This window comes from Anaerococcus urinomassiliensis, from assembly GCF_900128425.1.
In the GTDB taxonomy this organism is placed as follows: domain Bacteria; phylum Bacillota; class Clostridia; order Tissierellales; family Peptoniphilaceae; genus Anaerococcus; species Anaerococcus urinomassiliensis.
This window is the reverse complement of record NZ_LT635782.1, coordinates 922,383-937,500: the sequence shown is the minus strand read 5'-3', so window position 1 is coordinate 937,500 and position 15,118 is coordinate 922,383. Positions and strand designations below refer to the sequence as shown.

Genomic DNA, 15,118 nt, shown 5'->3' with positions numbered 1-15,118 from the left:
TGAGGATGGTTTTATGGATAATAATAAAATACGCGAAAGAATGGAATATTTAGACAGAAGGTCTGAGATATTAGATATGGCTAGGTCAATGTTTATTTCTATTGGATATGAAGATACTAGCATTAATGATCTTATAAAAAGACTTGGTATAGCTAAGGGGACTTTCTATCACTATTTCAAATCAAAAGAAGAACTACTAGATCAGGTGATTAATGAAGTCAACACAGAGATTGTAAAAAACATTAGCGAGATTGCATCATTAGATAGATCAGCAGATGAAAAATTATTTATGGCTATATCAGCTCTTAAGGTAGAAAATCATAACATGATAACAGATCATATGCATAAGCCTGAAAATGCTTTGCTACATCAAAAGATCCTAAATAGCATTTTAAAAGATATTACACCATATTTTGAAAAAATCATAGAAGAGGGTAACAGATCTAATGTTTTTTCTTGTAAATACCCAAAAGAAAGTATGTACATATTTTTATGCTCTGCTATTAATCTATTAGATGATGGTGTTATTGATTTTAGTAATGATGAAAAAGAATCTATATTTAGGGCACTTATAGAGCTTTTAGCTAATATGTTAGGCATAGATGTTGATACGATTTATAGTTTTATGATTAGAGAGGCTTAGAATGAAAAAATTTATGCTTTTATGGATAGGTGAAATGATATCAAATATAGGAAGCGGCATGACAGCTTTTGCCCTATCGCTATATATATATAATTTCACTGGTAAAGTATCTGATATTGCTTTGTTAAGTCTTATATCATTTTTGCCGGCTATATTGATAAACCCTATAGGTGGTATATTAGCAGATAGACATGATAGAAGGGTTTTAATGATTATGGGTGATGTATTATCTGGATTATGTCTACTTTATATATTATATATTATTAAAACCAGTGTTAATATGTCTGATACAATAGTTCCCATATTTATAGCTATCGGGGTCAGCTCAATATTTTTAGGTATATTAGAACCTGCATATAAATCGACTGTAACAGAGCTAATCTCATCTGATAACTATGATAAGGCTAGTGGGCTATTGCAACTGGCGGCTAGTTCTAAATTATTGATATCGCCTGCTTTAGCTGGTATCATCCTAGCTAAATCGAACATAAATCTAATTTTAATTATAGATATATCCACAGTATTATTTACAATTATTATACTTGCAATAATCAGAAACTCTTTAAAGAATGATGAAAACATAATAGAAGAAGAAATAGACAAAACCACAACTGAAAAGAATATAATAAAAGAGTTAAGAGATGGTCTTCAAATAATAAGGGGCAATAAAGGTGTTAGTAATCTGGTTTTTCTTATGTTTTTAGCTTGTTTTTTGATGGCTTTTATTCAGGTCCTAGTAAGACCGATGATATTAAATATTGCTAATGAGAAGATGCTTGGGATAGCTGAATCTATATGTGCTATTGGGATTTTAGTAGGAAGTGGTTTTATTGGAATAAGAGGTATAAAGCTAAGCTATGCTAGATCTCTTGGAATAGCAGGGATAATTTCTGGTATTTTTATATCTTTAGCTGGATTATCTAGTTCACTAATATTTATTGTTATATTTATCTTTGTGTTTTTTATTACTCTTCCATTTATCAATGCAAGTGCTGATGCGCTCGTAAGAAACTCTATCCCTAACAGCCTTCAAGGTAGGGCCTGGGGTATTATTGGATTTCTAACTCAGATAGGAATTGTAGCTGCCTTTCTAATATCAGGACCTCTAGTGGATAATGTTTTTGAACCTATGATGAGAGAGGACGGTACATTATCGAACACTTTTTTAAAAGTTTTAGGCCTAGGACCAGGCAGAGGCATAGGCCTACTTTTAATAATAGTTGGTATTCTATTTTCTATTGTTTTTGCCTTTACATTGAAAAACAAAAATATAAATCAAATGGAGGAAAAAGATGGAATATAGATTTTTAAAAAATGATCTAAAAAAGAATTTTAAAAATAATATCATAATAACATTGTTTATATCGCTTTCAGTATCGGTTATTATATCTGTGTTTTTGACTTGTTTTTCTTTATTTAGCTCTATTTTTTCGCTATATGAAGTAGCTAGGCCTCCACATTTTTTACAGCTTCACAAGGGTGATATAAATATAAATGAGATAGAAGAATTTAATAGGAATATAGATTATGTAGAAGATTCTCAAGTTATAACTTTAATAAATGCCTATGGAAGTGATTTTAATGTAATTAAGAAAGATAAAAGCATAGGTAATACAAGCCTTGAAAATTTTAAATTAGATATATCTATAGTTAAGCAAAGTGAAAAGTTTGATTATTTATTAGATAAGGATAAAAGTATACTAGAGCTAAAAGATGGAGAGATAGCTGTTCCTAGGATACTTCTAGAAGATTATGACATAGAGGTTGGAGATACATTAAGATATAAAACAGATGATGGATATAGAGAATATAAAGTATCTAATATTATGTATGATGCTCAGATGAATACGAGTATGGCGGGGTCTGTGAGATTTTTATTATCTGATAGCGATTATAATGATATTTTAAAAAACTCTAAAGATACTGAGTATATGATAGAATCGATTTTTAAAGATCCTGACTATGCAAATAGATACCAAGTCAGCTATGAAGAATCTGGACTTCCTAAAAATGGTCAAGCAGTAACTTATAATCTTATAGTGACTATAAGTGCAATCACAGATATCTTAAATTCTCTGATGTTTTTAATAGCCGGTATTATATTTATGATCATATCATTAGTCTCGCTTAGATATGTGATTATGATGGAGATAGAGGAAGACAGGCTTGTAATAGGTAATATGAAGGCTATGGGAATATCATATAGGGATATTCGAAATCTATATCTAAATAAGTTTAGGCTGCTCTCATTTGTTGGCGTTGTATTTGGATATATAATATCTAATATTTTCACACAATTTATGACTGGTAGAATTGAGAGGATATTTGGACGAATCGATATAGGACTTCTAGGATACATGATATCAATTCTTATAGCTTTAATAATGTATTTAATAATAACAACATTTGTCAAAGCTATACTAAAAAAGATAAGAAAATTATCTGTTGTTGACATCATGGTAAAAAATAAAGGTTTTAGTAAAAGTAGTGATAAAAAAATAAAAAGACTACCTAACATGCCTATAGATATAGCAATCCCTATTCACAATTCAAAAAGTGGATATGGGATTATAATTCTACTCGTATTTGCTAGCTCAATAGCTATGATTTTTCCGACAAGTATGAGCAATATATTCGATGGGGATGAGTTTTTATCATATATGGGAATAGAGAAAAATGAAGCCTTCGTAGAGATATATGAAACGTCAGGTCGTAAAGATAATATCCATCAGATATCAAAAATTCTAGATGAATATAGTGATTATATAAATTATAAAACTAGTGATATATATCGTCAAAAAATCACGAATGATAAACTTGACAGCATATCTGCTCAGATAGAAATAGGAAATAATATAGCCCATAACATAGAATATATAGAAGGTAGACATGTATATAATGGCAAAAAAGAGATAGCAATATCTTATATGATAGCTGATGAACTTGGTCTAGGTATAGGCGATGATATATATATAAATGTAGCAGATAAAGATATAAGACTAAAGATTGTGGGGATCTATCAAGATATCACTAGTGGTGGCAAGACTGCTAAAACTGGTTATAGATTCAATGGTTATGATTTTCAAAAATCTATATTTTATATAGATGGTGACTATGAGAAAATAAGTGAAGATTTAAAAAGTAGTCTTAAAAACTTAGATTTACTATATGATAATTACAAGATATATAAAAGTGATGAGATGGTTAAACAGGTTTTTGGCCCTGTGGCTAGAGAACTAAAAAATATATCTCTGATTGTATCAATTATCGCACTTTCGATTGTTTTTATAGTGGTGATATTATTTGAAAAACTTAGAGTTATAAAATATAGCGATTACTTTTTATCAAAAAAGCATATGGGCATAAAAACCAAAGAGATAATAAAAGAGGAGATATTAGCTAGTGTTTTCTCTGGATTAAAGGGATTTGTTATAGCTATTTTAGTTCTTCTGCTTACCATATCTTCTGTCATAAGTATAATATTTACGATTTTAAATTTAGGAATTTCAAAGATAAATGTAGAAGTAACTTTGGCTGATTTCAGATATGTGCTTATATTGTTTATTATTCTTATAATATCAACATATTTAGGAGCTAGAAACATAAAAAATCTCAACATAAGAGGTGAAAACATATGATAGATATAAAAAATATATATAAAAAATTTGCTGATAACCTGGTATTAGATAATATAAGTTTTAGTGTTGAGGATTCTGAGTTTGTAGCTATTATGGGTAGTTCTGGATCTGGTAAATCTACGCTTTTATATTCTATAAGCGGAATGGATAAAGTAGATAGCGGTAGTATTATATTTGATTCTAGAGACTTAAATGATCTAAAAGATGAGGATCTAGAAGATATCAGACTATCTAAGATGGGCTTTGTTTTTCAGAAACCATACCTATTAAAAAACTTTTGTGTATTAGACAACATTATGTATCCAGCATTAAAACTAAAGAGAGAATCAAAAAAAGATATAGAAATGAAAGCTGATAGATTATTAAGTGATCTCGGCATAGAGGACATAAAATATAGTAATCCGAGTAATCTATCTGGTGGCCAGTATCAAAGAGTAGCAATAGCTAGAGCTTTAATTAACAGTCCTAAGATATTATTTGCAGATGAGCCTACAGGAGCATTAAACTCAAAGATGAGTAAGAGTGTAATGGAGATATTTAAGAATATAAATGAAGACAATACTATGATTATCATGGTAACTCACGATATGAATGCTGCAGCATATGCAAATAGGGTAATCTTTTTAAAAGATGGGAAAATCATGAGTGATACTAAAAACACTGATAATATATCAGAAAATATAAAAAATATATCTAGTATTATGGAGAAATTAGAGGTTTGATCTTAAGAATCTAAAAACTGAATATTTTAGTGAGTGCAGTATAAATTAAAAACATCGATATATTAATAGTGATTACAACGAAGGAATTACCGGATAGAGATATGTGCATAATATACTTAAAAAAATTCCAATAGAACATAAAATATTTTTTTGTTGACAAAATAATTTGAGATGATAACTAGCTCTTTTTGTGATAAATATAATTTAACACAGATGGAATGTATTTTTAATAAACAAATTAGAGCTGAATTATTTTATTAAAGAAGTAGAAACAATAATTACTCAAATAGATTCTTTAAATTTTGAAGATATGCAATATGATAGAAAATATACTGATTTAAATCTTATACTTGATCCTATATATTACCATTTAGAATATTCAGAAATGCAGTTAAACGGTAGCAGAAAAGGGTAAGAGACAATCCTTTAAGAAAAAATAAGCTCTGATAATATTGATAAAATTCTTGTTAATTTTAGTAGTCTTCATACAGTCCTTTCAGATATTGACAAGAAGAGATCACTTAATGAATTGATAGAAGAAATTCAAATCTATGACGAAAAAACAGAAAAAGACACTTGGATAAAATCGGGTTTTTACAAGCTTCCGCTTATAAATTATGACATTGACTTTAGTTTGGACAAAATAGATATTGTCGAGAGTGTGGTGTTGATGATAAGATACAATATTGTGAAATAATAAATTTGTTATATATCAACTATCTTTGGCTTATAAAATGTTATTTATTAAATTAGTATAATTTAGAAACTTGTGGAGGTGCCCAAATGAAAATAGATTTCTATTATTGGGGGAATATGTGCCCGATTAGTGCAGAAATATTAGATTTGATTCATAGATATAAAAGTAAAGTCAATATAAATACTTATGAAATATCTAATGATTTATCAGCTTGTAAAAATAAAAAAATATATTTTCCATTCTTAACTATTATTAATGATATTAATAGATATTATGGGCCAATTAAGAAGAAATTCATGGACCAGGTTGTTTCAGGAATAATTCCAGTAGAAAAGCCGTATATTCGAGAGCTAGGTACTGAAAGTGTAGCTAAAACAATTAAGCCAATTACTGAAGAAAATTATAATATTGCATCTCAATGCACATCTAGGATCAACTGTTTGGGGTGTGGTAGTAAGATTAAAATGTATAATTCAATGAATGAAGATGTCTATGGGTTCATTAATGTTTCAGGTAATCAGTTATTAGGTGGAGTTGAGTTTGTTCCGTCTAATGTGGTACCATACGACATCCCAAGAAGTGAGGAAACTGCATTTATAACATGTATTTATTTATCAAATAAAGATTATGATTATAAGTCTGCACCATTAATGGCTTTAGAAGATTATTTAAAAAATAAGTATAAAAGAGTACTTGTAATTTCAGATGAAATTGGGATTTTTCCAAATGGAAATTTAGAATTTTTTCTTAAAAATAATTATAAAGATGAACTAATTGTGTTTGAAGATGATTATTGTAAGTTGCATTTAATGTCAAAGATTTTGTGATTTATAATTCTCAGTTTGTTGAGCTTAATAAGAAAAATGTTCCTATGAACTGAAACTTATATATTTCGTACGAATGCTTTAGGGTAGTTATATTTATGGATTTGGGTATATATTTTTTAATATTAATATCTACTTAGAATTATGATGGATTTTATTGGTAAATAATTTTAAATATCAAGGAAATAAAAATGATAAAATTTATTAAGTACTCGTTTTTAGTATATATCATATCACTTATAATATTATTTATTTTAACTAAGTTCTATGATGACTTGATGTTAGTGCTTGCTTTCTTTGGCATAGTATATGCACCAATAGGCGGACTTATTTTATCTCTTTTAACTAGCAAATATAATTTTTCAAAACCTATATTTTTTATTGTAGCTTTAATGGTGACAGTAATTTCAATTATTTTGGGTATGGTTATAGTGTTTACATTTTTCTAAATTTCAGAATATTATAAAATATTGAAAAATAAAGGTAAGAAATACTGTTTTTAGTCTATCTTACCTTTTTAACATTTTGATAATCTATTAAATATATCGGGATCATATGATATCAAAATGAGCCGAAATATTGTAACGATATGTCTACTTTTTATGCCTATGTGCTAGATTTAGGAATTTTGATATAGAAATTTCTCTTATGATACTTACAAATCTAAGCGTCAATTTATTGCTTAAAAATGATATAATAAAGAATAGAAGTATAGCTACATATTTATTCCCAGCTACTATATTTTTTTAAACTATCAAAAGTTATCTTTACTGTACTTTTAAGCAAAGTGAAATAATCCATACCCTATTTATCAAGGAAAATGTAGCAGCAATTAGGTAGAGAAGAGTCTCACATCAAGATTTTACATTAAGTTCACTATAATTGAAGTGAGAGTTAAGAAACTGTTGGTTTAGACAGTTATACTCTTTTTATAGATATATCAGAAAATAAATTTAAATTATAAATATAACTCAATATATTTACATTTCAATTAATTTATTAAAGTATAGAAAGGAATCTTTGAGATGTTAGATTATTATAGATTAGATAATAAAATATATTAAAAGGAATGTGGTCTACTGCTTTAGATGAATTAATCTCAGATGATGGGATAATATCCGATAAGGCTGTACAATGTAATTTAAAATTAGATAATGTGGATAAGAGTTAATAAGGAGCAGTTATGGACACTTGGTTTACAATAGAAAAAATAGATTCTCAAACATTTGTATTAAGTGAATACAAACACTGGGAAGAAACTCATAGTTACTTATTATGTGGAGAAAATAAAGCACTCTTAATAGACACAGGACTCGGTGTTTCTAATATTAAAGAAGTTGTAGAAGAATTAACAGCTTTATCAATTACAGTTTTTACTACACATGTTCATTGGGATCACATTGGTGGCCATAGATATTTTGATTGTATTGGTGTTCACAAAGAAGAAAAGGAATGGCTTTCAAAAAAATTTCCTCTTCCATTAGAAGTTGTAAAAAAGCAATTAACAAAGAAAGCACATAATTTTCCTTGTGATTTTAATATTAAAGACTATAAAATTTTCCAAGTAAATCCACAAATAGTTTTTCAAGATGGTTATACATTTGATTTAGGCGGGAGAACTATTGAGGTTATACATACACCAGGACATTCTCCTGGTCATTGTTGTTTTTATGAACATGAAAGAAAATACTTATATTCTGGAGATTTAATTTATAAAGGCTGTCTATACGCTTATTATCCTACAACTAATCCTATATTATTTTTTAAATCAATAAAAAAGATACAAAAATATGATATTAAAAGAGTTTTGCCTGGTCATCATAATTTAAATATTACAAGCTCATTAATTGATGAGATAGAGGCTGGTTTTAGATTATTAGAATCAAGAGGAGATTTGAAACACGGGAAGGGAATCTTAGATTTTGGTAACTATCAAATTTGGATTTGATCTTTAAATTATATTAGATATATTCCCACATACAAGGAGGTTAACTACGACCTCTATCTATACAATTATTATCCCATAAGAAAGTGGGATTTAGAACAAAATGTAGTATTTATTACTACAACTATAATATACGAGGAGAAAAATATTGTAGCGAGAATGTTTCATTTAGACTTGCAATTAGCGAGCAAAGTAGCAGGACAAGCTGAGTTTGATAAATTTTGATTTATATGGTAAAATAAAAATATATAAATTTGAAGGGGAAGCGTAGTGAATAATCATTTTAAGAATCATCTTAAGAACAAACTTAACTCTGTACAAATGAAACCGATGAAACATTGTACAGAGTATAGCAAATAGATTGCATTTAAGATTTCATCGGGAAATACAAGAATTAGGTCATTTAGTTGGCTTCGTTTTTGTACACATTTCTCGATATGTAATTAAAATGTAAAGGGCTATAGGCAATGTTTTGTCTGTAGCCTTTTGTTTTATAAATTATTAAGCAAAAGGCAGATACTATTTTGTATTTATGCCTTTTTTTGTTGCATAAATACTGGAAGTTATAAATTGAGAAAAGGATGATGATTAAATGAATGAAAATAGAATAAAAATTTTAAAGGAAGAAAATATTGATAAAGCACTTTTTAAGCTAGGTATTCCTATGGTTATCAGTTTATTGGTAGCTGCTTTATATAATGTTGTGGACACCTATTTTGTGTCCAGTCTTGGGAAAGAGGCAGTAGCTGCCGTTTCAGTTGCGTTTCCAATTCAACTTATCTTTTTAGGAATAGGATTAACATTCGGTGCAGGAGCAGGTTCTTATATATCAAGGCTACTTGGAGAAAACAATAAAAAAGAAGCTAGTATTATAGCAACAGTTGCTCTTATATCAAGTGCGATTTTAGGGATAATTACAGCTATTGCATTGTTTTGCTATTTAGAGGGCGTTTTGAAATTTATGGGAGCCATTCCATCTATTATGGAAATTTCTAAGTCTTATACAGGAATATTTATAGTAGGTGGTATTTTGGGAGCAATCAATGTAACACTCGGTAACTTGGTCGTTGCACAAGGAGCTGCCAAAATTTCATTAAAAGCTATGCTTTTAGGCTCTATATCAAATATGGTTTTGGATCCGATATTCATATTTGGATTTAATTTAGGAGTTAGAGGTGCAGCTATTGCGACACTAATAGCCAGAGTGATAACCAGTCTAATGTATCTCATTTATTTTATAGGAGATAAAAACTTAATTGAGATAAAATTACCTAACTTTAAACCTACACTTGCAATTTATAAAGAGGTATTGAAGATAGGAATTTCCATGTTAATACTTCAAATTTTACAAACTATATCTATAAGCAAAATATCTTATGCAGCGTCCTTTTATGGAGAAGAAGCAATAGCTGCAATGGGGATTGTTCTTAGGATTGTAACATTAGGAACAAATGTTGTAATCGGATATATGAAAGGACTACAACCATTAGCCGGATTTAATTATGGAGCTAAGAATTATGAAAGAGTAAGAGAGGCTATCAAGGCAAGTATTAAATGGACAAGTGTATTTTGCATAGTTTGGACGCTAATAATATATGTGCTTGCACCAAGCATATTATCTATATTTGGAACTGATGAAAATGTATTAAATATAGCAGTGCCGGCATTAAGAGCAGGTGTCATTATGTTTATAACATTTGGATTTCAGTTTACCTACTCTACCTTATATTTGTCTATGGGAAAGGCGTTAGGGGGAGTATTTCTAAATTCATTAAGACAGGGAATAATTTTTATCCCTATCATTTTATTGTTGCCTAAATTTATGGGACTAAATGGTGTTATATATGCACAAACAGTTTCAGATTTGATAACAACTATAATAACAATTCCTTTTGCTATTAGTATTCATAAAAGTTTGAATTCGGAAATTAAAAGTAGTATTTAAATCTGGACTTGAGGTTGAAATACAAAATTGACAAGCCTTCAAAGTATATATAATTAGATTAACAGAACCCGACACTACTCTTAAAATAGAGTAAGTCGGGTTTTTTGATTGCGAAAAATTAGCCCCATCATGTTTGGCAAGGGCTTGTTCCTTATTTATAATATAACAGAAAGTTCTATTAATTCAAGGTCTTGCAGAAATAAAGTTTGTATGCATGGAAACTATAAAAATATCTAGAGTGGTTTATAATTAATCGATTAGTAGACATATTCCCACATACGAGGCTTTAAAAAAAATAAATTTATCCATACTGACCACTGAATCCGTTGTGAGTGTGTAGTATTGATGTCAAGGAAATACAATGAGAGGTCATAAGATTGTTGGAATCAATGGCTTTTAAGGTTTTGAAAGAAATCTTAAAAGCTATTTTTCAATTAGAAAAACACCTTGTGGGAACATATTAATAGTAAAAATCGTAGGGGTGTGTAGATAGACTAGATATTTATATGGAGAGTGAATCAATTAGTTTAATATAAAAAAATAGCCTGTGCCAATTTATGGTACAGGCTATTTTTTCCTTAAACATCCAATTCATAAGGAAATAATAAGGTTTAAAATCATTCTTCTTTTTTATCTAGGATAAGCTTAAAGGCTAGGATTTTTAAGTCTTTATCTTCTTCACTCATTTTTTTTAGGTCATCTTCTGTGATATTTTTTATATCGACCTTCTTATCGTCCTTAGACATACCTACAAAGAGAATACATGATTCTTTATCTTTAATATCAGCTTGATCTAGCCAATAGGTTTTGTTAAATTGGTCTTTGTCTATATTATAATCTGCCGTAAAACTTGATGTTTTATCGACTTCTCCGTCATCTATCCTAGAGAGTGTATATGAATGTTCATTAAACCCCAGACCTATTAAAGCACTAGACTTTGTTGCATTTACAGGTCTACCTGCAATCTCAAATACTTCTCCGTCTTTTATAGAAAATAATTTCATTTGTAACTTGCTTGTGTCAAGTCCTTCTAGAGAGTAAGTATTATATGCAAGGTCTAAATTCGTATCTTCTCCAAAATACTCTATCGTATCTGCATCTGTCTTTTGCTGGCTTATTTTTACACCTTCAGCTTGACCTGCTTTGTTATTACAGCCTGTAATGGCAAAGACCAAGGCGCATATTAGCAAAAACTTTTTCATTACATCTTCCTTTATATTGTTAATAATATAATAACACAAATTTTTAAAAAAGGGTCTTTAAAAAAGAACAGATGAGGGTTTTGTTGTATTAAAAGATAGCATGATAGAAACTATAGATTCTCTTGCCATCCTAAAATCGATAAAAGAATTGAGGGAGCAATGTATAGATAAAAATGAAATTGTAGATGGAAAGTTGAATAAAAACTATTTATTTAATAGTCCATCCTATGTAGCTGCTTTTGTTTTAGTGACAAACGCCAATGGAAGAACAAGTTGGAAAAACGAATAAGGTATAAGAATAAAGGACCTAGAAGAAAATGAAATGAAATAGTATTAAAATTAGAATTTAGACGATATGCAATAGCAATATCGTCTCAGACCGAAGACAAACTCCAGTTTATGCTGGGGTTTGTCTTCGGTCTAACCATTCCTATAGGAATGGTGCTTGTCTTAATTTTACTCAGTCTCAAACGGAATGTCACCTGTAGAATACAAATTACATTCCGCTTAAAATATTATTAAAGTTTATTCCGAGTTTATGGGTTCAGCTCACAATTGTAGGTCTTTTTTACTTATATTATATTACAATTATTATAATTAGTCAAGTCCATAATATTGTGTAAAATTTACTAGCACAATAATTACTATTTCATTTTAATATACAATTTAGAAGATGTTATCCAATCCTCATTGATATCAATGAGGATTGCGCCTATTAATCGTATAGCTGATTCTTCATTTGGGAATATTCTAACTACTTTTTCTCGTCTTCTAACTTCTTCGTTTAATCTTTCTAAGCAATTTGTTGATCTAAGTCTACTATGAATTACATCATTAGCTAGGTATGCAAAGGTATCTTCAAATCCTTCATCTAAGGCGTTTAATGAGTTTTCAAATTTCTTTTCGTTTTCGTATTTTAAGAAGATCTCATCCTTCATTTTTCTTGCTATGTTTATATCCTGGATTTTAAATAGTGCTTTTATATCAGTTCTAAAGTCTTCAGTGTTTTTCTTTGGTGCTTTTGATAGGATATTTCTTAAGAAATGTACCTGACATCTTTGCCATATTACATTTACGAATGTTTCTTTTATTGCTTTTACTAGGCCTTTATGGGCGTCTGATATGACCATTTTAAGGCCGCATAGCCCTCTAGATTTTAAATATTCAAAGAAGTTTGACCAAGAGTATTCACTTTCGCTAGAGCTTAAGTCTAAGCCTATTATTTCTCTATTTCCTTTTTCATTTATTCCTATTGCAATATGACAGGCCTTTGATACTACTCGATTGTTTTCTCTTACTTTTATGTATACTACATCTACAATTACATAAGGATATTTAATCGAACTTAGGTCACTATTTCTCCATAGTTTTACTTCTTCGTCTAACTCTTTAGTTAGGGATGATACAAAGGATTTAGAATATGTTTTACCACACATGTTTTCTATTACCTTGGATACTTTCCTTGTTGATACTCCTTGAATATACATTTCTAGCATGGTTGCAAGTAGGGCTTTTTCATTTCTTTGATATCTTTCGAATAGTTCTGTCGAGAATTTACCATCTCTTGTTCTAGGTACTTTTAAAGTTAATGTTCCTATTTTTGTTGTATAGTCACGTTCGTAGTATCCATTGCGATAAGTAGTTCTGCTAGGATCTCTTTGATAGGCTGTATTTTCTAAGTATTCGTCTCTTTCTTTTTCCATAAGTTCATTAAAAACTTTTGTTAAGATAGATTTAGCAATTTTATTATCTACAGATTCATTAATTAAATTTTGTATTTCTTCTTGATTAATTGTAAAGTGTAATTGGGTCATTTGTTCCTCCTAGTTGGTTTTTGTCGTTGAAAACATTGTACTAGTTTAGGTTTCAAATGACCTTTTCTTTTTACACAATTATACGGACTCTATCTTATAATTAATTTATTATATTATTAATGGTATACTGAAAATAAGATATAAGAGAATTTTGAGAGGGAAAAATGAAAAATATATTAATTATAGAAGACAATGAAGAAATTGCTCTACAAATAAAAAAGTACTTATCAAAAAATGGATATGAAGTTGATCTTGCGTCTTCATATTATGAAGCCTTGTATAAGATGGATATAAATTTCGATTGTGCGTTATTAGATATAAATCTACCAGACAAAGATGGTCAGTATTTGATTGGAAAGTTAAAAGATAAAGATATCAGAGTTATAGTTACTACTGTAAAAAACGATGAAGATTTTATAATAGCATCTCTTGATCAAGGCGCAGATGATTACCTAACCAAGCCATTTTCCCTTGCTATTCTTAGGGCGAGAATTGATGCGGTTTTAAGAACTATTCCACTAAATGAAGATAAAATTATTACATACAAGGATATAAAAATAGATTTAAATAATTCAAAAGTTTATTTTAAGGGAGATGACGTGGAATTAACAGCTCTTGAATATAAGATTCTACTTTTGTTTATCAAAAATCCGCACAGAGTCTATACTAGAAGTCAACTTTTGGAAATGTTTTGGGAGGATAGAGATAAGTTTGTAAACGATAATACTCTTACGTCAACAATCAAAAGAATTAGAGAAAAACTGGATAAAGAAATTATCACTACTGTTAGAGGAATTGGTTATAGGATGGATTAAATGATTTATTTACTTTGGATAGGAAGTCTAGTTTTCCTTTATTACATTCTAGAAAAAAGAAAGAAAAAAAGAATATATGAGCTTATAGATTTAATCGACAATATGAAAAATCAAAATTACAAGATTCCTATGAAACAAGATGATTTTTCTATTTTGGAGGATAAAATTTACAAGCTATTTATAGAAATAGTGGAAGCTAAAGAAAGAAGTACTAAAAATAGCGAAAAACAAATCGAATACTTGGAAGACATCGCACATCAGATAAAAACACCAATCACATCCATGCTTTTTTCTATAGAAAATTTGGAATGGGATTACTCTGCTAATAGTGATATAGAAATATTAAAAAGGCAAATTCTAAGGCTAAGTTCTTTATCAGATATTTTGTTAAAACTTTCAAGTCTTGATGCAAACAAAGATTTGATGAAAAAAGAAACATTTAGTCTGGAAGAATTAACTACATATGCACTGGACAGCCTTGACTTAAAGAAAACCATAGATGTAGAAGAAAGTTTAAAAAATAATTTTATTTGTGGAGATTTTTATTGGCTAGCAGAAGCTATAATCAATATCTTAAAGAACGCTGATAATAGACCATCTTGCGATAAAATTTCAATTTCATCTTACAAAAATCCACTCTATACCAGCTTAATTATAGAAGATAATGGAGGAGGAATAGAAAAAGAAAATATCAAAAAAATCTTTAAACGCTTTTATAAAACACCAGATTCAAATGGTTTTGGCATAGGCCTTGCTATGGCAAAGACAATTATCGAGAAAAATAACGGGGAGATTTCTGTCTCAAATACAGATTCTGGAGCGAGATTTGAAATGAAATTTTACAATGTCACCTAAAAATCACTTTACTTTTAT

The 15,118-nt window shown here is 29.1% G+C and carries 13 protein-coding genes; 11 read left to right on the top strand and 2 right to left on the bottom strand.

What is annotated here, in order from left to right:
* Nucleotides 1-13 precede the first annotated feature (13 nt).
* The 8 genes from BQ7474_RS05535 to BQ7474_RS05500 all read left to right on the top strand — a co-directional run bounded on the left by BQ7474_RS05535 (nucleotide 14) and on the right by BQ7474_RS05500 (nucleotide 10,414).
* Nucleotides 14-643, top strand: a complete 630-nt coding sequence (locus BQ7474_RS05535; protein WP_073997979.1) for a TetR/AcrR family transcriptional regulator — start codon at nucleotides 14-16, stop codon at nucleotides 641-643.
* Between the two features lies 1 nt (nucleotide 644).
* Complete coding sequence (locus BQ7474_RS05530) at nucleotides 645-1,946, top strand: MFS transporter (protein WP_073997978.1); 1,302 nt, start codon at nucleotides 645-647, stop codon at nucleotides 1,944-1,946.
* Entirely contained in the window at nucleotides 1,936-4,281 is a 2,346-nt protein-coding gene (locus tag BQ7474_RS05525) for an ABC transporter permease (RefSeq protein ID WP_073997977.1), read from the top strand. Before BQ7474_RS05530 ends, BQ7474_RS05525 begins: the two co-directional genes overlap by 11 nt.
* Nucleotides 4,278-5,003, top strand: a complete 726-nt coding sequence (locus tag BQ7474_RS05520; protein WP_073997976.1) for an ABC transporter ATP-binding protein — start codon at nucleotides 4,278-4,280, stop codon at nucleotides 5,001-5,003. The genes BQ7474_RS05525 and BQ7474_RS05520 overlap by 4 nt, the downstream gene beginning before the upstream one ends.
* Nucleotides 5,004-5,786: 783 nt before the next feature.
* The gene (locus tag BQ7474_RS05515; RefSeq protein ID WP_073997975.1) at nucleotides 5,787-6,527 is read left to right on the top strand and encodes a hypothetical protein; all 741 of its coding nucleotides are present in this window, start codon (nucleotides 5,787-5,789) and stop codon (nucleotides 6,525-6,527) included.
* 188 nt (nucleotides 6,528-6,715) lie between these two features.
* Entirely contained in the window at nucleotides 6,716-6,973 is a 258-nt protein-coding gene (locus BQ7474_RS05510; protein ID WP_073997974.1) for a hypothetical protein, read from the top strand.
* Between the two features lie 734 nt (nucleotides 6,974-7,707).
* Nucleotides 7,708-8,472 (top strand): MBL fold metallo-hydrolase, encoded by a 765-nt coding sequence (locus BQ7474_RS05505; protein ID WP_073997973.1) that lies wholly within the window; start codon nucleotides 7,708-7,710, stop codon nucleotides 8,470-8,472.
* A 589-nt stretch (nucleotides 8,473-9,061) separates the two neighbouring features.
* Nucleotides 9,062-10,414, top strand: coding sequence for an MATE family efflux transporter (locus BQ7474_RS05500; protein WP_073997972.1), 1,353 nt, complete (start codon nucleotides 9,062-9,064; stop codon nucleotides 10,412-10,414).
* A gap of 617 nt (nucleotides 10,415-11,031) precedes the next feature.
* On the opposite strand, the gene BQ7474_RS05495 is transcribed toward BQ7474_RS05500, so the two are convergent.
* On the bottom strand, nucleotides 11,032-11,616 hold the full coding sequence (locus BQ7474_RS05495; protein WP_073997971.1) for a hypothetical protein: 585 nt from the start codon (nucleotides 11,614-11,616) through the stop codon (nucleotides 11,032-11,034).
* 100 nt (nucleotides 11,617-11,716) lie between these two features.
* Here BQ7474_RS05495 and BQ7474_RS05490 point away from each other — a divergent pair, with 100 nt between their 5' ends.
* Nucleotides 11,717-11,905: a DUF4357 domain-containing protein gene (locus BQ7474_RS05490; RefSeq protein WP_073997970.1), complete on the top strand. Its 189-nt coding sequence runs from the start codon at nucleotides 11,717-11,719 to the stop codon at nucleotides 11,903-11,905.
* A gap of 355 nt (nucleotides 11,906-12,260) precedes the next feature.
* Here the strand turns inward: BQ7474_RS05490 and BQ7474_RS05485 are convergent, their stop codons facing one another.
* Nucleotides 12,261-13,430: an IS256 family transposase gene (locus BQ7474_RS05485; protein WP_073997969.1), complete on the bottom strand. Its 1,170-nt coding sequence runs from the start codon at nucleotides 13,428-13,430 to the stop codon at nucleotides 12,261-12,263.
* Nucleotides 13,431-13,594: 164 nt separating this feature from the next.
* Here BQ7474_RS05485 and BQ7474_RS05480 point away from each other — a divergent pair, with 164 nt between their 5' ends.
* Complete coding sequence (locus BQ7474_RS05480) at nucleotides 13,595-14,245, top strand: response regulator transcription factor (RefSeq protein WP_073997968.1); 651 nt, start codon at nucleotides 13,595-13,597, stop codon at nucleotides 14,243-14,245.
* The gene (locus tag BQ7474_RS05475) at nucleotides 14,246-15,100 is read left to right on the top strand and encodes a sensor histidine kinase (protein ID WP_073997967.1); all 855 of its coding nucleotides are present in this window, start codon (nucleotides 14,246-14,248) and stop codon (nucleotides 15,098-15,100) included.
* Nucleotides 15,101-15,118 lie beyond the last annotated feature (18 nt).

Excerpts from the sequence above, each read along its gene's own strand:
- BQ7474_RS05535 (WP_073997979.1), top strand. The coding sequence starts at position 14 with ATGGATAATAATAAAATACGCGAAAGAATGGAATATTTAGACAGAAGG.
- BQ7474_RS05530 (WP_073997978.1), top strand. The coding sequence starts at position 645 with ATGAAAAAATTTATGCTTTTATGGATAGGTGAAATGATATCAAATATA.
- BQ7474_RS05525 (WP_073997977.1), top strand. The coding sequence starts at position 1,936 with ATGGAATATAGATTTTTAAAAAATGATCTAAAAAAGAATTTTAAAAAT.
- BQ7474_RS05520 (WP_073997976.1), top strand. The coding sequence starts at position 4,278 with ATGATAGATATAAAAAATATATATAAAAAATTTGCTGATAACCTGGTA.
- BQ7474_RS05515 (WP_073997975.1), top strand. The coding sequence starts at position 5,787 with ATGAAAATAGATTTCTATTATTGGGGGAATATGTGCCCGATTAGTGCA.
- BQ7474_RS05510 (WP_073997974.1), top strand. The coding sequence starts at position 6,716 with ATGATAAAATTTATTAAGTACTCGTTTTTAGTATATATCATATCACTT.
- BQ7474_RS05505 (WP_073997973.1), top strand. The coding sequence starts at position 7,708 with ATGGACACTTGGTTTACAATAGAAAAAATAGATTCTCAAACATTTGTA.
- BQ7474_RS05500 (WP_073997972.1), top strand. The coding sequence starts at position 9,062 with ATGAATGAAAATAGAATAAAAATTTTAAAGGAAGAAAATATTGATAAA.
- BQ7474_RS05495 (WP_073997971.1), bottom strand. The coding sequence starts at position 11,616 with ATGAAAAAGTTTTTGCTAATATGCGCCTTGGTCTTTGCCATTACAGGC.
- BQ7474_RS05490 (WP_073997970.1), top strand. The coding sequence starts at position 11,717 with ATGATAGAAACTATAGATTCTCTTGCCATCCTAAAATCGATAAAAGAA.
- BQ7474_RS05485 (WP_073997969.1), bottom strand. The coding sequence starts at position 13,430 with ATGACCCAATTACACTTTACAATTAATCAAGAAGAAATACAAAATTTA.
- BQ7474_RS05480 (WP_073997968.1), top strand. The coding sequence starts at position 13,595 with ATGAAAAATATATTAATTATAGAAGACAATGAAGAAATTGCTCTACAA.
- BQ7474_RS05475 (WP_073997967.1), top strand. The coding sequence starts at position 14,246 with ATGATTTATTTACTTTGGATAGGAAGTCTAGTTTTCCTTTATTACATT.